Annotated in this window: 15 protein-coding genes; 11 read left to right on the top strand and 4 right to left on the bottom strand. The window is 44.4% G+C overall.

Going from position 1 to position 21,701, the window contains the following annotated elements; genetic code table 11:
* Nucleotides 1-18: 18 nt before the first annotated feature.
* On the bottom strand, nucleotides 19-240 hold the full coding sequence (locus tag ACTTJ8_RS03545) for a hypothetical protein (protein ID WP_442716023.1): 222 nt from the start codon (nucleotides 238-240) through the stop codon (nucleotides 19-21).
* Between the two features lie 730 nt (nucleotides 241-970).
* Between ACTTJ8_RS03545 and ACTTJ8_RS03550 the strand changes: the two genes are divergently transcribed.
* From ACTTJ8_RS03550 to ACTTJ8_RS03560, 3 genes are all read left to right on the top strand, one after another.
* A complete protein-coding gene (locus ACTTJ8_RS03550; protein WP_442720323.1) occupies nucleotides 971-3,541 on the top strand; it encodes a hypothetical protein in 2,571 nt (856 codons plus the stop codon).
* 36 nt (nucleotides 3,542-3,577) lie between these two features.
* A complete protein-coding gene (locus tag ACTTJ8_RS03555) occupies nucleotides 3,578-5,236 on the top strand; it encodes a hypothetical protein (RefSeq protein WP_442720324.1) in 1,659 nt (552 codons plus the stop codon).
* 430 nt (nucleotides 5,237-5,666) lie between these two features.
* Nucleotides 5,667-6,605: an Rpn family recombination-promoting nuclease/putative transposase gene (locus ACTTJ8_RS03560; protein WP_442716020.1), complete on the top strand. Its 939-nt coding sequence runs from the start codon at nucleotides 5,667-5,669 to the stop codon at nucleotides 6,603-6,605.
* 165 nt (nucleotides 6,606-6,770) lie between these two features.
* On the opposite strand, the gene ACTTJ8_RS03565 is transcribed toward ACTTJ8_RS03560, so the two are convergent.
* Nucleotides 6,771-7,673: a PHP domain-containing protein gene (locus ACTTJ8_RS03565; protein WP_442720325.1), complete on the bottom strand. Its 903-nt coding sequence runs from the start codon at nucleotides 7,671-7,673 to the stop codon at nucleotides 6,771-6,773.
* A 211-nt stretch (nucleotides 7,674-7,884) separates the two neighbouring features.
* Here ACTTJ8_RS03565 and ACTTJ8_RS03570 point away from each other — a divergent pair, with 211 nt between their 5' ends.
* The 5 genes from ACTTJ8_RS03570 to ACTTJ8_RS03590 all read left to right on the top strand — a co-directional run bounded on the left by ACTTJ8_RS03570 (nucleotide 7,885) and on the right by ACTTJ8_RS03590 (nucleotide 15,891).
* Nucleotides 7,885-8,919 carry a cyclic nucleotide-binding domain-containing protein gene (locus ACTTJ8_RS03570; protein ID WP_442718738.1) on the top strand — a complete coding sequence of 345 codons (1,035 nt, stop codon included), beginning with the start codon at nucleotides 7,885-7,887 and terminating at the stop codon, nucleotides 8,917-8,919.
* Complete coding sequence (locus ACTTJ8_RS03575) at nucleotides 8,912-9,568, top strand: Crp/Fnr family transcriptional regulator (protein ID WP_442716017.1); 657 nt, start codon at nucleotides 8,912-8,914, stop codon at nucleotides 9,566-9,568. Before ACTTJ8_RS03570 ends, ACTTJ8_RS03575 begins: the two co-directional genes overlap by 8 nt.
* Before the next feature lie 9 nt (nucleotides 9,569-9,577).
* A complete protein-coding gene (gene mfd / locus ACTTJ8_RS03580; protein ID WP_442720326.1) occupies nucleotides 9,578-13,090 on the top strand; it encodes a transcription-repair coupling factor in 3,513 nt (1,170 codons plus the stop codon).
* 146 nt (nucleotides 13,091-13,236) lie between these two features.
* Entirely contained in the window at nucleotides 13,237-14,697 is a 1,461-nt protein-coding gene (locus tag ACTTJ8_RS03585) for a tetratricopeptide repeat protein (RefSeq protein WP_442720327.1), read from the top strand.
* 18 nt (nucleotides 14,698-14,715) lie between these two features.
* Nucleotides 14,716-15,891 carry a TraB/GumN family protein gene (locus tag ACTTJ8_RS03590; RefSeq protein ID WP_442720328.1) on the top strand — a complete coding sequence of 392 codons (1,176 nt, stop codon included), beginning with the start codon at nucleotides 14,716-14,718 and terminating at the stop codon, nucleotides 15,889-15,891.
* A gap of 200 nt (nucleotides 15,892-16,091) precedes the next feature.
* Here ACTTJ8_RS03590 and ACTTJ8_RS03595 read toward each other — a convergent pair whose 3' ends face one another.
* Complete coding sequence (locus ACTTJ8_RS03595; protein WP_442716013.1) at nucleotides 16,092-17,531, bottom strand: SEL1-like repeat protein; 1,440 nt, start codon at nucleotides 17,529-17,531, stop codon at nucleotides 16,092-16,094.
* Between the two features lie 112 nt (nucleotides 17,532-17,643).
* Here ACTTJ8_RS03595 and ACTTJ8_RS03600 point away from each other — a divergent pair, with 112 nt between their 5' ends.
* Nucleotides 17,644-19,299: an ABC transporter substrate-binding protein gene (locus ACTTJ8_RS03600; RefSeq protein ID WP_442716012.1), complete on the top strand. Its 1,656-nt coding sequence runs from the start codon at nucleotides 17,644-17,646 to the stop codon at nucleotides 19,297-19,299.
* A gap of 98 nt (nucleotides 19,300-19,397) precedes the next feature.
* On the opposite strand, the gene ACTTJ8_RS03605 is transcribed toward ACTTJ8_RS03600, so the two are convergent.
* Nucleotides 19,398-20,669 (bottom strand): MFS transporter, encoded by a 1,272-nt coding sequence (locus ACTTJ8_RS03605; RefSeq protein ID WP_442716011.1) that lies wholly within the window; start codon nucleotides 20,667-20,669, stop codon nucleotides 19,398-19,400.
* 551 nt (nucleotides 20,670-21,220) lie between these two features.
* On the opposite strand from ACTTJ8_RS03605, the gene ACTTJ8_RS03610 reads away from it, so the two are divergent.
* Together ACTTJ8_RS03610 and ACTTJ8_RS03615 are read left to right on the top strand one after the other, a co-directional pair.
* Nucleotides 21,221-21,430: a hypothetical protein gene (locus ACTTJ8_RS03610; protein ID WP_442720329.1), complete on the top strand. Its 210-nt coding sequence runs from the start codon at nucleotides 21,221-21,223 to the stop codon at nucleotides 21,428-21,430.
* Entirely contained in the window at nucleotides 21,423-21,701 is a 279-nt protein-coding gene (locus ACTTJ8_RS03615) for a type II toxin-antitoxin system YafQ family toxin (RefSeq protein ID WP_442720330.1), read from the top strand. The genes ACTTJ8_RS03610 and ACTTJ8_RS03615 overlap by 8 nt, the downstream gene beginning before the upstream one ends.

The raw sequence follows: 21,701 nt of genomic DNA on the forward strand, positions 1-21,701 counted from the left end.
TTGTGCGCTCAAAACGCTTTATGCGCCGATCGTTTCCTCTGGAGCATCAAGCAAGGGATGTTCAAAGTATTCAAACAAATCTTTTTCGAGCACAGCATACAGCACGCCAATCCTGACTGCATTGCGATGTTCTCCCCACATCCCCTTACTCTCTGCGATGTACTTCTCAGCCATCCGCTCGGAATACTCCAGAATTTGCTTACCCAGCGTTTTTAAGATTTTGCGTTCGTTCTCGGTCATTTTTTCCTCCGTGTGGTAAAAAAAAAACCATAAAACAAGGGGCTGGTTGACGAGACCTTGTTCCGCACACTACTAGCGGAACACCCCTTGATTTATGGGTTCTTTATGTAGTGTATATCCACGCTTTGCAGTCGTCACTTTGCAAAGAGCAGGATACCTTCCTGCCAAAGGGTAAAAAAGCGGCTTCATCGAAACCGAATGTCGATTCTCGGTACACTGTAAAAACAAGAAATGGCTTGTCCCTGCGTACTGGAACAAGCCATTAAAGGCTAGCCTTTTGGCTAGAACCGACAAGCGGTTTAGAAAGTACGCTCATCTAAACCGCTCGTCCGAAGCGCAATTTACGCTTCCCAAGTTGCTTAGAGATTAGCACTTCATAACAACAGCCGAACCGATAGACTTGATGGGTTTAGATATTTCCTATTATAATAAACCTGTTCGGAAACTTCCGTTTCTGAACAGGTTACCTTGAAATGCGATGTTCTAAATCGTGCTATTTGTGCGATTTAGAACTCGTCGACCTGTTCGACAACGCAGTTATCGAACAGGTCTAATCATGTATAAAAAGGCTGCAATAATCCTTGCCCTTTATAGCGTAACGTGGTAGAGTATTAAAATAAGCCTGTTCGGCAATGAAGCTATCGAATAGGTCTAGTCTCTGTGACAAAAACGAAATTTACAGGGGCGTTACGGCGTGCTCTGTATAGTGAAGTAATGGGGAGGTTGGATTATGTCTTGTCAACGATATATCAGGGTAGTGTTATCGGCGGCAGCGCTGTCTGTTGTTGTGCTTTTTGCTGCAGCATGCGGACTGCAGCCTGTTTCAAGTATTAGAATTAAAACGAGTCCGGAGCTGTATGTGCCTCTGTCTGCAAAAAGTTTTTCTGCAAATGAGTATATTTCTCCCACAAGTTTTGCAGATATGCTCAAAAGCGGTAATTCTTCCGGTCGCAAGGGGCAAATATATTATTATAATCCGCCTAATCTTAAAGAGGAAGATGCCGGTCAGCTCCGTTATTTGATCCATTATCCGCTGCAATCCTTTACCTTTGATGTGAGTAACTATTTCGGTAAAGAGCGGGCAGATTCGGTACTATCCCGCAGCTTCGACACCAGTATTGATATTCCTAAGATAGAAAAAACGGTTTCTACTGCAGTAGATTCAGGTGAAATTAATACAAAATTACTGAAGGTGTTTAATGAGCGCTATTCTCTGCCTTCTCCTTCTCCATCCCTACCATCAGGAGGACCTATTGGTGTCCCCCTTTTGCTACCTGTAACTATCAAATTCGGCGGTTTTTCCAGGTTAATCTTTGAAGACTCTCCCGATTCCGCTCTTACAATTTCCACAGTATCTAGTGCTAACTATGTGATAGCAAGCGGAACTTTAACAATCAGTGGTATCCCAATCGCTGGTGTGCCGAATGGCAAAAGCATCCGTTTTCCGCTTGCCGGCCGTACTATTATCGGCGATCAGGAGATGCCGTTACAGATTACTATTCGGCGACAGGATACAACAGGCGGGAATGTGATTATTACACCGAAGCTCGAAGGAACAATTGCACAGGTTGAGGGGGTAACTGCCGACTTGGATGTTATCAGTTTGGAAGAGAAGCAGATGGAGATTGCATTGCCGGAGGGATTCCGCAGTGCAAAGATCGATACCGGTTCACTCAATCTGGATGTGCTGCAGCCGGCAGGATGGTCGGGGATTAGTATTAGCCACAAGACACATATTAAGCAAGAGGGAGCAGCCGGGCTTAATCTTGCACCAGTAGCTTTTACTGCTGTGGGAACATCGATTGATCTTGCAGGGCAACAACTCAATAGTAATCGCCAGTTTACATATGAACCGGTTCTGAAAGTAACACTTAACGATGCCACCTATACGAGAAGTGATACGCCGATACAGGCTGAATGTAGTGTTTCTATCGGAAAGTTTGAAACGGTAACACTTGCCAATAGACAGGATTTTACGAAAGCGCAGAATGAGCCTGTTCCTTCGGATATGAAAAAATGGGTGCAGAGTATTCGTATAAAAAAAGTTACTGCGAAAGTAGTGCTTACGAATAATTTACCGGAAGGTAACCCGATAAATATTAATCTTAAATCAACTGTTTTCGGAATTGACGGAACGGATACGCACGGCGCGAGCGGAGAGTTCCCGGCACAGGTGCAAAACAAAGAGGTGAAATACCCCGGTGAGGAAAACTTTAATTTGCCTATAACGCCTGAAACAAAATTCGATCTTAAGAGTACGGTACTGCCCGGTTCTTCTGTGGGAAGTGATGCCTACACTTTGAAAAACATCGAGACAGGAAAAAAAGTGGAGTTTTCCGGTAAGGTGGAGTTTGATATTGACTGGGAATCGATGGTTGTAAAAGCCGATGGAGGTAAAGGCTCTTCATTTCCGGAAGGTGATCTGCTGAGGTTGCCGATGCTTTCCAAATTGAAAAAAGCAGGTATCCAATTAGATAAAATGCCGATGTATTTTTATGCCGGTTCCGATTCTAATCTCTTTAGAGATACGGAAGTAAAGCTTGATTTGTCGGTTGAGGCTCTCGATGAAAATGGTATATCTACCGCTACGTCTTTACTGAATAAGTCTCATAAGCTGGTTCCGCTGCCGGCTGATGCGTTCAAGGATGCCGAAGGAGAAGAAGGAAAGACAAAAACGCTGAAAACAGCTGTTCCTGAGCCGATGTTTACCGTTGACACCCTGCACAAAACGCTGAACGGCTATCCGGAAGGTATACGTTTTAAGTATGCTATTTCCATGGAAAATGGTGTTACCATTACCCGTGAAGAATATAAGAGCGCAAAAGCAAAAAATGACGGCGATCCTGCAATCAATGTTGATCTCTTGCTGGAAATACCTATCGGCTTTACCGTTAGCAGCGGCGGTGAACTGGAGCTTTATTCTGCTACTGAGGCGATTGACCTGAAAGACTCCTTTAATAAGCTGCCGATAGGTGAGGAACAATTTAAGCTGCGGAAGCTGCAGCTGAATGCAAATCTGGAAAATGAATCCGGTTTTACCCCGGCTTTCATTTTACGCATAAAGAATAGAGGGGATAAGGGAAGGCTCTTGGATGATAAAGAAATCTCTTTGGCACCAGGTAATCAAGAGTTAAAATTTACCTCAGAGGAATGGGATAAGCTCAAAGAAGCCGGTGCGTTTATACCGGAGTTATATCTCAAACTTGAACCGGATAAATCGTATGCTATTAAGAAGGATGCCGAGTTAAAGGCGAATCTTTTCGTTACTGTTGCTGCGGATGTTGACTATAAGGTGTACTAGGCGGCAGGTTAAATTGACTCTTTATGGGAGATAAAAATGAAAAAGTTATATGTTCTTCTATTAGTTATGTTGGTAAGCAGTGCAGCTGTATTTGGTCAAGAAACAGGTGCAGTTTCGGATGCAAGCAAGGGTGAAAGTCCGGAAGCCCCTATTGAGCAAATCAGTACGGAACAAAGCAATGCCGCACCGGTTTCAGCCGTCCAGCCGGATGTACAGCAGCCGGTCGCAACGCCGATTAACACTGAAAGTACTGCTGATGCGGTAGTACCTGATGCAGCAGCGCCTAACGCTCCGCGCAATGTTGAAAATCCTGCTGATACGGCGTCTGTTACTACGGCGGAAATTGGTGCCGCACATGGAGGAGATGCTGTAAAAGCCGAAGATAAAGATGCGCTACGATCTCAGGTTGAGACTGGTGCACAAGCTGAGTCTGTGAAGCCTTCTGCTTCCGGCTCCATTACAAAGGTGGAAGCGGAAACCGTTGAAATGGATGTGGAAATGAATGAGCCGACACAACGAACAAAGCGGCGTGCATTTTCCATGCATACAGGCTTGTCCATTGAGACATGCGCTGCTACTAATGCTGTATCGCTTACAGATTTTTTTAAAAAAGAAATGGTGATTGATCTCCCTGCTTTAGCTAAGCGCACAATCCGCACAGGTATTCATGCGGGGAATACTGCCGAGGTAGGACTGTTCTGGCAGTTTACGGTACTCGAAGAACATACGGTACGGTTTTCAACAATGGTGAATCAAGATTTTTGGTTGAATATTCCAAAGAGTTTTCTTGAGCTTGCTGCAAACGGAAATGCTGCGAATGCACAGGGGAAGTCCATCGAAGGTGATTTTAACGCAAAATTAAATGCTTTTGTTGATACCGGTATTCTGTATCAGATGAAAAAGCCTAAATACAGCATTTCTGCACGGCTTGCGTACTTTCTGCCGGTTGCCTACATGGAAAACCCAAAGATACACTATAGTATTAAACCGGCGGTAAACGATAAAACCGGTCAGACTGACGGACTTGTTTTTGAGGCAAAAGGGACAGCGCAGGTATACAGCTCAATAGCATCAGGCGCATATGATAGCAATTTTCCTTCGGTTCCCGATATTCTCAAGGCGGGCGGGCTTGACTTAAGTCTTTCGGGATCATACCGTCTTGCGAATTGGGTCAATCTCACCGGTGGTATTGACTACTTGCCGCTGATGGTTGTCACTACGAATGAGGGAATACAAGCAAAATTTAAGGTGTCAGGGAAGATGAATACTATTCTTGATAATATAAACGGTGAGCTCCTGTCATGGTCGAAGCCCTTTGACTACTCTCTTTCTTCAAAAGATTTACCGAAAAAAAAGATTATGCGTCCCGGGAAGATACGAATCGGTGCAGATTTTCACCCGTTTGGAAATAATTATCTGATACTGTCACCATTCATTGCATTTCCTTTTATCAATGCGAAGCCGTATTATGCTGATGGCGGTTTGAAACTGGAAAGCCGTTTTGCAAAAGTATTGGGTGCTTCGCTTAGTACTGCTTGTATCGAACGGATATGGCGGCATGAACTTGCGCTCTTTCTCGATTCTCGCTTTTTTAGTTTAACGTTTGCTGCTTCAGCCGCCTCACAAAGTTTTACCCGGACGTTCTATACCCTTTCAGGACTTGGCTTTAGATTCGCTGTTGGTATAGGGTTCTAGCGGGTAGTACGGGGCGTGGGCGGAAAATCCCTCGCTCCAAGCCTCCACGGTTAATTAAAAATAAAACCGCTAAGACGCAAAGTTCGCAAAGGAAGCACCGAGATAAGTTCGCCTCATCCCCCGCCCAAAAAACTCTGCGTTCTCTGCGTCTCCACGGTTAATTAAAAGTAAAACCGCCAAGACGCAAAGAACGCAGAGGAAGCACCGAGATAAGTTCACCCCATCCTCCTCCCAAAATCTATGCGTCTCCACGGTTAATTAAAAGTAAAACCGCTAAGACGCAAAGTTCGCAAAGGTATTCACGAAGGTCAGGTCAACTCACCACCCTCACCCCAAAAAGCTCTGCGTCCTCCGTATCTTCGCGGTTACATTAAAAAATAGAGTTTCTTAGCCAAAACTTCATCCACCGGCTATATAGTCTATAGAAGGTATGAAAATGAACAATACACTCACACTCAGAAACGACTATTTGTTTAAGCTCTTGCTCGGTTCAGAAAAAAATAAAACTTGTCTGCAAGACTTCCTTGAATGTGTACTCGATATGGAAACAGATACTATCATAGATATTGAACTGTTGGATAAGGAACTCGCCAAGGATGCGGTAACCGATAAAACCGGTATTCTTGATGTTAAAGTCCGCTTAAAAGATGAAACAATGATCGATATTGAGATTCAAAACTCTTGGTCAACAGAATTTATCCCGCGAACCTTGTTTTACTGGGCAAAATTGTATACAGAGGGATTCAGAGAAGGAGCGCCATACACAAGTTTAACTAAGTGCATTACGATCAATCTTGTTTCTCAAGGCTTTCAGCTGAATACGCAAGTGCATTCTGTTTACAGTATCTTAGAACGAGAAAGCTATCAGCCGCTCACAGCCTTATTGGAAATACATTTTCTTAATCTTTCTCGGGCAGAAGAGATGAGCATACAGAAAGAGGCTATCGAAAAAGAGCAAAAACTGATAAACTGGCTGCGGTTTATTAACACTGATGATCAAAAGGAGCGCACCATGTTAGCAACGACATCACCGATCTTACACATGTTGAATGAGCAAATAGATGTATTAAGTCTAACTCCGGTAGAGAGGAAGCTCTATGAATCTCGGATGAAACTGAAAAGCGATATAGCAACTATTTCAGAGGTTCAATTTAAGTCAGGTCTTGAAGTTGGCTTTGCAGAAGGGCTAGCGCATGGCGAAGCAAAAGGACTTGAACGCGGTAAATCCCTTGGACGTGCTGAGGGTAAAGCCGAAGGATCTCACCAAAAAGCACTCGAAACGGCGAAAAATCTCTTGCACTTTGGATTGTCACGAGAAAACATCGCACAAGCAACAGGCTTAACGATGGCAGAAATCAAATCGCTATAGCGTCTCCACGGTTAATTAAAAATAAAACCGCTAAGACGCAAAGAACGCAAAGGAATCCACGAGGAGAAGCTAACCATCCCCCTCCCAAAATCTCTGCGCCTCCACGGTTAATTAAAAATAAAACCGCTAAGACGCAAAGTTCGCAAAGGAAGCACCGAGGAGAAGCTAACCACCTCCGCCCCAAAAAGCTCTGCGTCCTCCGCTTGGCATACAATACGCTGGGTTAACTTTAGCAAGTGCTGGCAGGAGGTTGTCGGTGAAAAAGCGGTCTTCAATCGGTATATTGTGTGTTGTCCGCCCTAAGTGCACATCTTTTCGGTTTGCTCCGTGAAAGTCGCTTCCGGCAGTAACAAGCAGCCCTAATTCTTCTGCCAATGCTTCCAGCCGAAGGCATTCACCATAACGTGCTCCTGAATGCCATGCCTCAAGACCAATGAGACCTTCTTCTTTAAAATGAGCAATAGTTTCCGGCAGCTTCCCCCATGAAAGGTAGAGAGACATTGGATGTGCTAAAACCGGTATTCCGTGTGCGGCTTTAATTGCTTGTATTGATTCTGCAAGGGTCAAACATTCTTTTTCAATATAGAAAGGTCTTCCTTTTGCAAGGTAGTTCTGAAATGCCTCTTGAATGTTCTTTGCTTTTTTTTCCTGTACTAAGTACTTTGCAAAATGGGGTCGCCCGATTACCGCTCCTCCTGCAATGCCTGCAAGTTTTTTAAGATCGATAGGAATGCCGGCTTCATTAAATCTTTCTATTATTTTGATGTTCCGTTCTTGCCGTCTTCCTTGTGCATAGGTCATTAAATCTTGTAAGGTCTTGTTTTCAGGATCAATTCCTAGCCCAAGCAGATGTAATTCCCCCGGCTGCCATGTAACGCTGATCTCTATGCCCGGCAAAACACGAATACCAAGCTCCTTACCTGCTTGCTGAGCTTCCGCCACACCGGCAACAGTGTCGTGATCGGTCAATGCAAAGAGAGAAAGCCCGGTTTTGTGAGCCTCTGCAGCTAATTCCGCCGGAGAAAAAGTTCCATCGGATACAGTGGAATGTGTATGTAAATCTATCATAACAAATAGTATACTCAAAATTTATAAATGCGTCTGCCTTGTAAAAAAGATGTAATGCACTAGGTTTTTTCTTGGAGATGTGATATACTCCTAATATGCAGTTCTTTTTTATTTTAAAATCTGAAGGGAGTTCTAAAGGCTTTTGTTTTTAGATGCTGTCCATCAATCTTTGTGAATAGTTTTGGAAACTGCATAGTGAACGGAGGAGAAAATGCCAAAGGCTGTTCAATACAGCGCAAATTCGGTCATTTATTTTTCAGGCGACTTTGATGCCCGTGTATTTTTGTTACACAGCGGGCATATTGCGCTCAATTCGCTTGATATTGAAACCGGCGCACAGGTAACAGAGTATATTAAGACCGGTGAGTTTTTCGGGGTGAAATCTGCCTTAGGAAATTATCCGCGGGAAGAAAGTGCGATGGTTCTGACTGATTCGCTTGTTTATACATTCTCGGTTGCGGAGTTTGAAGATTTTGCTCAAAAAAATACCCGTATTATCCTTCAGATGTTGAAGGTTTTTTCACGGCAGCTGAGAAATGTGCATCATCAGCTTGAATCCTTAATGGATAGTAAGCAGCAAACAAATAACGAAGACGGTTTATTCACTGTTGCAACGGCGTTTTATAAATCTCAGCATTATCAGGCGGCAGCACAGGTAGCAGCACGTTATAGAGCATTGTATCCTGCGGGTAAGCATTTGGCTGCTATCGGTCCGATTATTACAAACTCAGCACAGATGGCTGGACGCAGCTTTGGAGAAGCCCGGCAGCCCGGCGACGCAGCCGGAAATCCTTCCAGTCAGCCGAGTGGAGCTGCTCACCCCCCAGCAACTGGTCCTATACAGCCTGCTCCGCTTGATGAAGCTTCTTTGGATTTGAGTTTCCAGCTCGCGGAAGATTTAGCAAAACAAGAAAAGTGGGCTGATGCATACAAGCAGTATCATACGATTATCGAAATGAAGCAGGGTACTAAGGTCGAAGCTTCTTATCTAGGTGCTGCACGCTGTTTATACAAGCAGTCGGAATTTGTCCGTTGTATCCAGCTTGGAACCAGTTTTATCACACAGTTCCCAAAATCCTTGAAACTTGCGGAAATACTGATGTTCCTCGGATTGTGCTATCAAGGTATGGATCGTCCTGACAAAGCGCTGCCCTTCTATGATAAAGCGTTGATGATGGCAGGACCTCTGCTCGTGCCTAAGATTAAAGAGCTGCAAGCTGCATGTGAAGGAGCTATTCATGCCTGATTTATTTGCATCATTTGCCCGTTTTGCCAAAAAGTTTCCTAAGGGATCGGTCATTTTTTCAGAGTTTGAACCCGGTGCTTCTTTCTATTTAATACAGAAAGGTCGAGTTCAACTGATTAAAATCATCAATGGAGCGGAAAAAAACCTCGATATTTTGCAGCAGGGTGAAATATTCGGAGAAATGGCAGTATTAGATAATTCGCCGCGTTCGGCATCTGCTATTGCCTATGATGATGTGGTTGCCCTTGAGTTTAACAAGGAAAATTTTGAAATCCTGTTGACCGGAAACCCCGTTATTGCAATGCGCCTCTTAAAAACATTTGTAAAGCGTATTTATGTACAAAAGCGCCGGTTTATGATTTTAACTATTCAAGATTCGATTGCCCGTATCGGGGATGTTTTCTTGATGCTGGATGAAACCCAGCCTGATCTTGACCGTTCAACGCAAATGCGTACCTTTATCATCACGCCTGAAGAAGTAGCCCGCTGGGCAGGGCTTTCTGCGGAAGCAACGGGTGATGCGCTGCGTAAATTTGCCGATCAAGGACGGTTAGAGGTATACGGAGACCGTATTATCGTTAAAAACATTGTCGATCTTGCCCGTTTTGTAACAACCCGCCGCTCAAAAGATAATAACTTCTTCGGCTAATCATACGCAATGAAAGAACGCTCATTACAAGAAAGCATTCATGCATGGCAAACCATGCGGAATGCTTTTTCTCATTTAGAAGAAAACCGTTTTCCTTATCATATCCATGGATTATCCGGCGGGATTTTTGCATTTTTCCTTGCTGAATATGTTCGCCGTTTTAAAACCGGGCTGTGTATTGTCGTTCCCACGGAAAAAGAAATAGAAGAGCTGCGTGCAGACCTTGATATTGCAGGGCTGCAAGCGCGTATTTTGCCGTGGTGGGGCAATATTGCATACCGTCCGGTACAAAATTCCGCACCGGTATTTGCCGAACGCGCACAGGTTCTTGCCGAACTATGCGAACTGTGCTTGAGCGGAGACGACAGGGCATCGCAAGCAGGGCGGGAGGTAGCGGATAATGCAAAAACCGTTACCATTATGACGCAGCGGGCATTCTTAACGCCGGTACCGCCACCGGAGTACCTAAAAACACTCACCTGTACCTTGCAGAAGGGAAAGGATATTGACACTGAAAAAATTGCTGAACAGCTGATACAATGGGGCTATACACGGGTTCCGCGGGTAAGTGTCCGCGGCGAATTTGCCCTGCGCGGCGAGGTACTCGATATTTGCGCCGCTGCCAATAAGGGTTCTCAGCATACTGCCTACCGTATTCAGTTTGATTTTTTCACGGTTGAAAAAATCAAATCCTTCGATATGCACACACAGTCCTCAGTGGAAGAGTTTGACAGCCTCACCCTCTATCCGATGAAGGAAGTAATCTGGGATGATGAGCGGATTGCCGGGCTTGAAAAAAATATGGGGGTACTGCCGGAATTTACACCGGAGGGGATAGAAAAACTCATCGCACACTTAAAAGAATACCGTTCCTTTGACGGTGAGGAGCTTTTTTATCCGCTCTGCTTTGAAAAACCTGCAAGCATTCTGGATTATCTGGGGGAGACTGCTGCCGGCGCTCATGCGGAACCGCCTGTGCTGTTATTTATGGATTACGACCGGCAGCGCAATGCGGTGGATGCATTGGAGCGGGAATATCAGGGCTTATACAACAAAGTTACCCGCACCATTGATGATGACATCAAACACAACCTTTTGATCACCGAATATCCCATGCCGCAGCGGCTTTTACTGTCGTTTACGGAGCAAACTGCTGCCTATCCGTACAGTCTTTTCTTGAGAACACTGAAAGAAACAGATGATACGGTAGAATCCATCGTATTTAATTGCGATCCGCCGCGCAGCTTCTTCGGCAATATCGTGTACTTAAAGGAAGAGTTAGCGCATTTGCAGCAGGAAGGTTGGCACATCTTTGTATTTGCAGAAAGCGAAGCTCAGGCGCTCCGTATTGGAGAATTACTGAAAGACATCGATGCGGAAATTCTGCCGCTTACCCTGTCGTCCGGATTCGGCATCCCTGAACTTAAGATACTCGTTATCCAAGAGAACGAAATTTTCGGCAGGCGCCGGCGCATCCCGAAATCGGTGAAGCAGGTAAAAAGCTCCGTTATCGACACCTTTGTGGAGCTCAATCCCGGCGACTATGTTGTACACGTCAATTACGGCATTGGGCAGTTTAAGGGAATTGAGCGCGTAAAAGCGCTGGGACACGAACGCGATTATATCAATCTCCTCTATGCGCAGGATGAAACCGTTTTTATTCCGATAGAACAGGCGAATCTTGTGCAGCGCTATATCGGCAACGAAGGTGAAGCTCCCCGGCTTGATATTATCGGTTCCAAGGCATGGGAAAACCGGAAAAATAAAGTAAAAAAATCGGTTGAAGATATTGCCGATAAGCTCATTGATCTCTATTCCCGCCGAAAAGCTGCTGCCGGTTTTGCCTTTGCCAAAGATAATGAATGGCAAACCGCCTTTGAAGCTGCCTTTCCTTATGAAGAAACGGAAGATCAGCTCACCTGTATCAGCGATATTAAGGCTGATATGGAAAAACCGATACCGATGGATCGGCTGGTATGCGGCGATGTCGGCTACGGGAAAACGGAAGTTGCGATGCGTGCAGCTTTTAAGGCAGTAATGGGCGGCAAGCAGGCTGCGTTTTTAGCGCCGACTACCATTCTTGCAGAACAGCATTTTGAAACATTCCAAGAGCGCTTTCAGAAATTTCCGGTTAAACTTGCCCGTCTCTCCCGTTTTGTGTCCAAGGCTGATCAAAAAAAAATACTGACTCAGCTGAAAAACGGTGAGCTTGATATTGTGATTGGAACCCACCGTGTTATCCAAAAAGATGTTCAGTTTAAAGATTTGGGTTTGATGATCATAGACGAGGAACAGCGGTTCGGGGTAAAAGACAAAGAGCGGCTCAAGCAGATGAAAACCAATATAGACTGTCTCTCGCTCAGTGCAACGCCTATCCCGCGTACCCTACATATCAGTCTTTTAAAAATCCGCGATATGAGCCTTTTAACCACCCCGCCGCAGAACCGCCGTCCCGTAGAAACCGTTATTTCTCCGTTTGATCCTGAAAAGGTTGCGCAGGCTATCCGCTTTGAGGTTGACCGCGGCGGGCAGGTGTTCTACCTGCATAACCGTGTGGAAAGTTTGGAAGAAACGCGGTACAAAATTCAGCAGCTTATTCCTGAAGTACTGATCGACATAGCACACGGACAGATGAGCGCTGCTGAGCTTGAAGATATTTTCCGCCGCTTCAACATGGGCGGTTTTCACGTACTGATTGCTACTACTATCATTGAAAACGGTATCGACATCCCGAATGCCAACACGATTATTATTGACCGTGCGGATATGTACGGTGTTTCGCAGCTCTATCAACTACGCGGCCGTGTTGGACGTTCCGACAAAAAAGCGTATGCGTATCTCCTCTACCCGGAAAACAAGGCGCTGACTGAGGTTGCAATGAAGCGGCTGCAGGTTATTTCGGACTTTACGGAACTCGGCTCCGGCTTTAAAATCGCGATGAAGGATATGGAAATTCGCGGCGCGGGCAATCTTTTGGGAAGGGAGCAGTCCGGTGATATTTACTCCGTCGGATTTGATCTCTATCTCCGGCTGTTGGAAGAAGCGGTAGAGCGGTTGCAAAACGCCGGCTACGAGCCGGAAACCGAACCGGTTATTGAGCTTGAGTATTCAGGCTTTATTCCCGACAGCTATATCCGTGTGCCTGAAACCAAGATGGAAGTGTACAAAAAGATTGCCGGTGTCCGCACCGCAGAAGAACTCGATCGGCTCTATGCAGAGCTGTCCGACCGCTTCGGTCCCGTGCCGGAGGAAGCAGAAAGCCTGCTTGCCCTTGCCGAAATCAAAATAACCTGTGCAAAGCTGTCCATTGCTTCACTGAAGGAGCGGCAAGGCACGGTACGGATCACCTTTGCGAAGGTTTCAAAAATTTCCATTGATAAGCTGCTCCGTATGATCAAAGAATCCGCCGGGCGGGTAAAACTCGATGCAAAACAGCCCAACGTAATTATGCTGCAAACCGGTTCTATCGGCTTAAAAGAAAAGAGCGAATTTATCAGCGAAAAACTCAACCAGTTGTGCTGATGAAGCAGGTTGCTCTGGCTGTCTTTCTATGGCAGTCTCATCAAAGATATTCTGAACGGTGCCGTTTATCAATGGCTAGACCAGATCACGAAAGTAGGGTACACTAGCCCTTACATTTTTAAAATTTACAATCCGTAGGAGTTCCCATGAATCATTACCGCAGGAGTATTATATGGAAGATCATATTGATGTGCCTTATAATAACCGATCTTTTTGGTTTGAATAATCCTGACACTCGTACCTTGCTCGCCGCTAAAAGTACGGCAATATCGGTTGCATCCGGTTCAGGCGAAGCGGCTGAAGAAGTTCCGCCGCGTGTTATTTTCGGCGAGCAGCTGAGTTTCTTGCTCAGTGAACAAAAATGGGACGAAGCGGTATCTCTTTTTGACACATTGCCCGATGAAGATCGTAATTCTCTTGCTATTCAGAATTTAAAAGCTGCTGTGCTGATTTCTATCGGACGTATTGCCCAAGCGGAGACTGTGGCAAAAGCGCTGGAAAAACGGTACCCGAATGAGTTGGATGTACTCTATACGATGGCAATGATTGCACAGGCAAAAAACGATAAAAAGATGCGGAGTACCTATCTCAAAAAAATACTCAAACTGGATCCCGATAATATTCAAGCGCTGCAGGAAGAAGGACTCGATTTATATAATCAAGGGAGCTATAAAGAAGCCGGCGAAACCTTTATGAAAATACTCAAGAAGCAGCCTCGTGATGTTTCTGCACTGATTTGGTGCGGGAAGGTTCGTTATTTGGACAATAAACTCAAGGAAGCGGAACAGTACTATCTGACGGCATTACAGTATGAACCGAACAACAGTCTAGCCATTGCGGAACTTGCACGGATAAAGTCGGAAACAAACCGGATGGCGGAAGCAATTACGGATATAAAAAAAGCGATTGACTTGGAGCCTGATGCAGCGCCCCATTGGACGGATCTCGGCTCATATAATTTGCAGATAGGCAGACGGGAAGAGGCATTGGATGCGTTTAATCATGCTGTGGCGCTGGTACCCGATTCATACTTTGTTCATATCTATATTGCAGGGATTTATGATGACCTCGGTAAAAAAGATGATGCAATACGGCATTATCGTAAGGTAACGGAGCTCTATCCTCAGTATTACTTTGCTTATGAAGGGCTTGCAATCCTCTTATTTGAAAAAAAAGACTGGGCAGGTTCCCGGAATGCCTTTATCAATGCACTCCGGTATGCTCCGGATAATACGTACTATGCCCTTGCTGCAACACTATGTAGTTATAAAATGGAAAAAAAGACGGAAGCAAAGGATTTTATTTCAAAATATTTGAAAACAGTTGACCGCTCACAACGAGAAACCGATTACTATTTATGCAGACTTTTTAATGATTTTGCCGGTGATAGTGATGTTTCAAACCGGATTATGAAAGAAAAAGACGAAACGGTTCGGCTGCGGAAATTCTTCTATTTAGCAGAATTTTATCAGCTTGCAGGAAAGGGGCATTTGGCGGAAAAATATCTGCTTGAAATTAAAACAACACAGTATCCCTCCTTTTTTGAATACCGGCTTGCCATAGCGGAATTGGAAACGGCAGAAGTATCATCTGCTGCACAGAAATAGTATGCCCAAGGATAGACCATGAATCAAATAGTAAAACAAATACCGCTCAAGGATCGGGACATTATCCTAGTAGGAACTGCTCATATTTCACGGGAAAGTATTGAAGACGTTGAACGGAGTATTCGTGAAGAGCAGCCTGATTGTGTGTGTGTAGAATTGGATGAGCAGCGTTATAAGGCGCTCACCAATGAAAAACAGTGGCAAGAGCTTGACATTATTGAGGTACTCAAAAGCGGTAAAGGTTTTTTGCTGCTTGCTAATCTAGTGCTGGCTGCTTTTCAGAAACGGATTGGTGCCGATGTCGGAGTTAAGCCGGGGGATGAGATGAAAGCTGCTATTACCGCAGCCCAATCTCTTGCCATCCATACGGAGCTTGTTGACCGTCCTATTCACACTACGCTCAAGCGGGCGTGGGCTAAAAATAATCTCTGGGGAAAGTCTAAACTCTTGGCAACACTGTTGAGCAGTGCGTTTTCTACGGAAAAATTGAGCGCAGAGGAAATTGAGGCTTTAAAAGATAAGAGCGAAATGGATGGTATGATGGCGGAGATGGCAGCATATTTACCGCAGGTAAAAGAAGTGCTGATTGATGAACGTGACCGCTATCTGGCAACCAAAATATGGAATGCGCCCGGAAAAAAAATCGTTGCGGTTTTGGGTGCCGGGCACCTTGAAGGGACGCAAGCATATCTTGAGAAGCTTGAAAACAGTACTGCCGCAAGCGATTTAAGTGATATTGCAGAGGTTCCGCCGAAAACCAAGCTTTCAAAACTTGCAAACTGGTTCTTTCCCGCACTGATTGTAGTGTTGGTTGCTGCAGGTTTCTTCAAAGGAGGTGTGACAGCATCGACAGCACTGCTGATCCGCTGGATATTGTGGAATGGTAGTCTTGCTGCACTCGGTACCCTTGCAGCTCTTGGGCACCCTTTGAGTATTATTGCAGGCTTTATAGGCGCTCCGTTTGCAACACTTAATCCGTTTATCGGGGTTGGTCTGTTTACCGGAATAGTGCAGGCATGGGTACGCAAGCCGCAAGTTTCCGATATGGAAAACCTCGCAACTGATGTAACTACTATCCGGGGCTGGTATAAGAATAAGATTGCACACATACTGCTCATCTTCTTTTTATCAAGTCTCGGCGGGGCGATCGGGAACTTCATTGCAGTTCCTGCATTGATCGGGGGACTGCTGTAGCCGAGTCATTAGACCTGTTCGATAACCGCGTTGCCGAACAGGTTTATTCGTGCGGAGTGTTTAATACCCCGACGCTCGCGTCGGGATATGTTGATTCATGTGCGCCCTCTGTTGCCATTTATTTTTTGCATAGAGCGCAGAACTATAGACGCTTTATCCGCTTTTTCTAACTCTGCCGCTCAGGGCAGGATAACAGTCTGTTACTGTGCTTGTTTCAATTCTGTGAGTTTCTGTGCGGCATCCGTATGTCCATTATCTGCTGCTTTTTTGTACCAATCGAGTGCTGCTTTTGTATCTTTTGGAACACCGATCCCGTTCCGATACATTTCCGCAAGTGCAAACTGACAATCAGCATATCCGGCATTGGCTCCCGCCGTATACAGCTCAAGCGCTTTCTGATAATGTTGCGGTGTTCCTATGCCGTGATAATAGCACTCAGCAGCGGCAGATGCTGCATACATTCTGCCTGTGTGGAATACCTGCTCAAAAAGTCTGAGTGCTTCCGTATCATTTTTTGGAACACCGTATCCGTTTTTATAGCAGAGCCCAAGATTATATGATGCATCATAGTTTCCCAGCTCAATTGCTTTTTGATAGCACGCAACGGCTGCTTTATAATCTTGATCTATCCCTCGCCCATCATAGTAACAAAGTCCTAGCCGATTAAAGGCGCGCGGTTCATCTTGCTCAGCAGCTTTTTTGTACCAGTACACCGCTTGTTTCTCGTCTTTTGTAACGCCGCGCCCTTTTTCATACATCAGACCAAGATTACATTGCGCCATTTCATAATCCTGTTCCGCAGCTTTCGTGTACCAGTACACAGCTTGTGTATCATTCTGCTCGATGCCGCTGCCTATATCATACCGATAACCGAGGTTGTTTTCTCCGGCAGATAATCCTTGCTCTGCTGCTTTGCGATACCAATACACGGCTGTTTCCTGATTTTCCGGCACACCGTGCCCAAATGCATAGCAAATACCAAGATAATTTTCTGCATTCGGTTCGTCGTACAAAGCAGCTTGTCGGAAAATTTCCGCTGCAGTGTCATAATTCTGTTCTACACCTCGACCCTTGTAATAACAGGCACCAGTACGCCAAAATGCAGGGATATATCCGAGCTTTGATGCTGCAGAAAAATACTCGAACGCTTTGAAATCATCTTGCTCTGTTATATCGCCATAGTAATAGGCTTCTCCCATGCGCAGCAGTGCCGGAGGATAATTCTTTTCTGCTGCATCACTGTAGTAGTCTGCTGCCAATGCTTCATTTTTTTCAACACCGTATCCGTATTCAAAACAGCAGCCGACGGTAAATAATCCTTCCGTATACCCATAGTTTGCTGCTTCATTAAAAAAGGAAAATGCTGCTTGCGGGTCAGCTTCGCAACCCAATCCATTCAAGGCATACATACCGAGCATATAGAGTGCAGGGGCATAATGCAGATCAGCAGCTTTTTTTAAGAGCGCTGCTGCCGCTGCATAATCCGGTGTGTCTGTTTCACTGTTGTGGATGATCTGAGCTTGATTAAAATAGTCTTCTGCTTGCACAAGTTTACTTTCAGCATAAGCTTGCGTGTATATAAAGGTAGAAAATAGGACAATACAGATAAAAAGATGATTAGGCTTTTGCATAATCAGCATAGTATCATCCTAAGGGTAAAACAACAAGCTACCTCGAAATCTTGACACCATCTCCAAAATCTACTATTTTATTATCAATTTTAATAATTTATTATTTATTAAGGAGTTTTATATGAAAAAAAGAGAGGTATTGCTGCTTTCTATCGCAGCAGTGTCATTTTTCTGGTTTTCCTCTGCCGGAGGAAAAGAGGTCTCTGCTAAAATTGCTGAGAAGTCCGATCAGATCACCTATGCAATTAGCGCGGCACCTGTGGGCAAATTCAATCCGCTCATTGCAGACACCCAGTACGATGAGTATGTGAACGGACTGGTATATGCTTCTATGCTCTGCCTGAATGCGAAAATCGAGCTTGAACCGGCATTAGCGGAAAAGTATGAAGTCAGCAAGGATAGCACAATTATCACGTTTACGCTGCGGAAAGGACTGACCTTCCATGACGGTAAGCCGCTCAGTGCCGAAGATGTTAAGTTCACCCTTGAATCGCTTGCCAGTCCGCAGTATGACGGAGAGCTGCAAAGCTATGTTCAATCTATTAAAGGTTTTAAAGCTTTTAATGAAGGAAAGGCTGCGGAAGTTTCCGGGATTGCAGTCAAGAATGCAACTACGGTAGAAATCACTTTTAGCGAACCGTATGCACCTGCGCTGATCAATATCGGAACTTTAGGAATCCTGCCTAAACATATTTGGAAAGATGTTCCGGTCAATGAATGGGCAAAAGCAGCAGAGCTCCTTTCAAAGCCGGTCGGCTGCGGTCCGTATCGGTTTGAAAGTTTTACCAGCGGTTCCTATGTTAAGCTGACTGCATTCGATGCCTATTACGGCGGAAAGCCGAAAACAGCGAACTTTATCCTCAAAGTAGTCAACGAAGCAACGGTACAGGCGGAGCTTATCAATGGTACTGTTGATATAGCCGATGTGTCTGCGATTAAAAATGCCGATGCAAAACAGCTTGCCGCAAAAGGCGTAACCGTTGTGCGCTACCCTAATTCAAAAGTGCAGTACATGGGCTTTAACCTCCGCGATGCTCGTCTTGACCGCAATGTCCGCACCGCTATTGCGTATGGGATTGACCGGCAGGCTATTGTGAACGGTTTAATCGAAGGAAATGGTGTTGTACTTGATACCCCGATGGTTCCTTCGCTGTGGTCATATCCAAAGTCAGGTTTAACGCACTATACATTCGATGTACAGAAAGCAAAGGACTATCTGAAAAAAGCAGGCTACCAAGATACGAACGGAGACGGTTTTGTTGATAAAGATGGGAAAAATTTACAGCTGACGCTCACTATTCCGAAAGGCGATAAAATCCGGGAGCAGACGGGACCGATTATTCAATCTGATCTGAAAAAAATCGGCATTGATATTGTGCTTGAACCGATGGACTTTAATGCCACGATGCAAAAAGTTGTCGGTAACCATGAGTTTGAACTGTACCTCATGGGCAATACCCTAGACCCCGATCCCGACCCGACCCCCTACTGGTATTCCACGCAGGCAACCGACGAAAAAGGCAGCTTCGGTTGGAATATTGCGGCATTCCGCTCCAAGCAGGCTGATGAGCTTTTGGACTTAAACCGCAAGCAGCTCAATATGGCAGACCGCAAAGCAACCTTGCAGAAATTCGGCATTCTTTTGAATCAAGAACTCCCGTGGGTTCCGCTCTATGCTGCCGATATTGCAAAGGCATACCGCTCCGGCGTTACCGGCTATACACCCAACACCTTTGTTGACTTCTACGACGTACAAAACTGGGAAGTAGCGAAATAATTGGCAATGGGGAATTGGTAATTGGTGATGAGGAATTGGTGATGGTTTTCAGGTGATAGCTGTTACCAATTCCTTTTTCTCTCAATTATGAATTATTATTAGGCATTATCAAGCTTGAGATTCTTAAACGCTTGTTTGTATAAAAACCAGCAGCCCATAATTGCGACCCCCGCTATTGCAATGTTGATGTACGGCGGAAATAAATCGGTAAGGAGACCGAAAAACATATTACCTAACGGAACTGCAATCATCGTAAGCATCCTTGAAACGGAGAGTACCCTACTTCGGTATGCATCGGGAATAGTATTGTGATACAGCGTGGCGACAGATATATGCACAGGCATCATCACTGCAATGGTAATACAGTCTAAAACCGTAATAGCAATGATAAAAAAGACATAAGTAGATGCCCCTACCATAAAAACATATTTAGTCAGCACTGCAATAAAGAATAGAGCGATTGATACTATCAGTGCCGAATTGATCACAAGTTTACTTGTTTCTACTTTCTTTACAAGCGGAACGACAAAGAACGGAACAACTATGACCATTGATGCCGTTACTGAACGGTATAAACCATACCATTCTTCACCAATCGGAAATGATACGAGAAACAAATAGGTAACAACCACGCTAAACACCGATGAAAAGAAAAAGCCCATTATCGGTGAAATAAAAATAAATCTGCTTAAAAACGGATGGTCTTTAATAATATGCAAACCGGCGGTAAAATCGGTAAGAAAACTGCGCTGTTCTTTTTTCTCCGGAGTTTTATAATACGGCGTTTGTATACCATAATTTAAGAAAAACGAAATACAGAAAAAAAATGCCGTGATCCAAAGACCGCCTTGTATGCTAAACCATTTATACACCACCGTACCGATTGCAGGAGCCGCCACAAAGACAATACCGTCATCCAACTTTGCAAGAGATACAGCTTCAGCTAACAAATCCTTCGGCACAATTTCAGGTACGATGGCAGATTCCGCCGCTTGATAGAATACTTCAATCATCTCCAGCAGAGTGACCAGTACATAAATCAACGCGACCGGCAGCGTCCCGTAAATACTCACACCGATAGAAAAACACAGTAAGCACAGCGTTGATAAAAACATAATAATTTTCATCATTTTTAATCTGCGCATTCTGTCGCCCTGAACTCCGGCGATCGGCGTGAAAAAAATTCTCGGCAACACGATAATCGACAGCATCGTTGCAAAAAGCGTTGCCGATCCCGTCTTCTCCAAAACATATAACGAGAGGACATATTGAATAATATTACTTGCTGCCATCGAAAAACTGGTAGACAGCCAGAAAAATATATATCCTGAATGATGGAGCAGCTTTTTAAGTTCCACCTTTTTCTTCATAGTTATTCCTTATGAGCATTTTGATAAACAATATGCGGTTTCCCATTATTATTATCGACGCTATCTACCGAGACATTAAAAACCGTTCTAAATATATCTATTGTCAGAATATGTTTCGGAGATCAAACACAGTACCGAGTTTTTGTAAAGAACCCGCAGTCAAAAATGTACACGGATGTATATTTTTAACGAGGTGGTTGCAACCGGCTTTCACTCCCTTTATTCGTGCGGAGGGTTTAATACCTCGACGCTTGCGTCGGGGTTGTTGATTACGACGCGGTATATGAGCAATTAATCATCCGCACGAATCAGGGTTGCGCTACTTTGTTTCTCAAATAATTGTCCTGCCTCCCATCCTTTGAGTTTCGATCTTTCTACTTGCTGTATTTGCCTGCCTCAAAAAATAATACACGAAATATAGTACGTTTTTCAAAAATATGCTATTTTACCGTGAAGGAGGGAGTATATGCCCTATCTTGATGGTCGACAACTTTGATGAAACGCCCGAATGCTTAAATATGGTATAGTAATATGAAAGGAGAGCTGCAATTATGACTATTACATTAAGGAATGCAGATGAGCGCTTTTTGCAAGTACTAGAAAGCCTTTTACCGTTTAAAAAAGATATTGAAATATTTACCGACTATGACGAAATTCCTAATGAAACGACTGCACAGATATTAAAAGAATCCCAAGAAGGAAAAAACTTGAGTCCTCTATATACATCCACTCAAGAATTGATGGATGCGTTAAATGCTTAATGTTCGATATACAGTTCAGTTTAAAAAAGATTATAAGCTCGCCATTAAGAGAGGTTATAATCAAAAAGAGCTTGAAAAAGTAATCGACTTCTTAAAAACAGGAGAACCGTTGCCGCAGATATACAAAGATCATCCGCTTTCCGGTGAGTGGAAACATTACCGCGACTGCCATATCCGTCCTGATTGGATATTGATTTATAGAATACTCGAAGTTTCTCTCATTCTTGAGTTAAGTAGAACCGGTACTCATAGCGATTTATTTAAGAAATAA

Source organism: Treponema sp., assembly GCF_052169735.1.
Lineage (GTDB): Bacteria > Spirochaetota > Spirochaetia > Treponematales > Treponemataceae > Treponema.

Bases quoted from the DNA above. Each gene is read 5' to 3' on its own strand.
- ACTTJ8_RS03545 (WP_442716023.1), bottom strand. From the start codon at position 240: ATGACCGAGAACGAACGCAAAATCTTAAAAACGCTGGGTAAGCAAATT.
- ACTTJ8_RS03550 (WP_442720323.1), top strand. From the start codon at position 971: ATGTCTTGTCAACGATATATCAGGGTAGTGTTATCGGCGGCAGCGCTG.
- ACTTJ8_RS03555 (WP_442720324.1), top strand. From the start codon at position 3,578: ATGAAAAAGTTATATGTTCTTCTATTAGTTATGTTGGTAAGCAGTGCA.
- ACTTJ8_RS03560 (WP_442716020.1), top strand. From the start codon at position 5,667: ATGAAAATGAACAATACACTCACACTCAGAAACGACTATTTGTTTAAG.
- ACTTJ8_RS03565 (WP_442720325.1), bottom strand. From the start codon at position 7,673: ATGATAGATTTACATACACATTCCACTGTATCCGATGGAACTTTTTCT.
- ACTTJ8_RS03570 (WP_442718738.1), top strand. From the start codon at position 7,885: ATGCCAAAGGCTGTTCAATACAGCGCAAATTCGGTCATTTATTTTTCA.
- ACTTJ8_RS03575 (WP_442716017.1), top strand. From the start codon at position 8,912: ATGCCTGATTTATTTGCATCATTTGCCCGTTTTGCCAAAAAGTTTCCT.
- mfd (WP_442720326.1), top strand. From the start codon at position 9,578: ATGAAAGAACGCTCATTACAAGAAAGCATTCATGCATGGCAAACCATG.
- ACTTJ8_RS03585 (WP_442720327.1), top strand. From the start codon at position 13,237: ATGAATCATTACCGCAGGAGTATTATATGGAAGATCATATTGATGTGC.
- ACTTJ8_RS03590 (WP_442720328.1), top strand. From the start codon at position 14,716: ATGAATCAAATAGTAAAACAAATACCGCTCAAGGATCGGGACATTATC.
- ACTTJ8_RS03595 (WP_442716013.1), bottom strand. From the start codon at position 17,531: ATGCTGATTATGCAAAAGCCTAATCATCTTTTTATCTGTATTGTCCTA.
- ACTTJ8_RS03600 (WP_442716012.1), top strand. From the start codon at position 17,644: ATGAAAAAAAGAGAGGTATTGCTGCTTTCTATCGCAGCAGTGTCATTT.
- ACTTJ8_RS03605 (WP_442716011.1), bottom strand. From the start codon at position 20,669: ATGAAGAAAAAGGTGGAACTTAAAAAGCTGCTCCATCATTCAGGATAT.
- ACTTJ8_RS03610 (WP_442720329.1), top strand. From the start codon at position 21,221: ATGACTATTACATTAAGGAATGCAGATGAGCGCTTTTTGCAAGTACTA.
- ACTTJ8_RS03615 (WP_442720330.1), top strand. From the start codon at position 21,423: ATGCTTAATGTTCGATATACAGTTCAGTTTAAAAAAGATTATAAGCTC.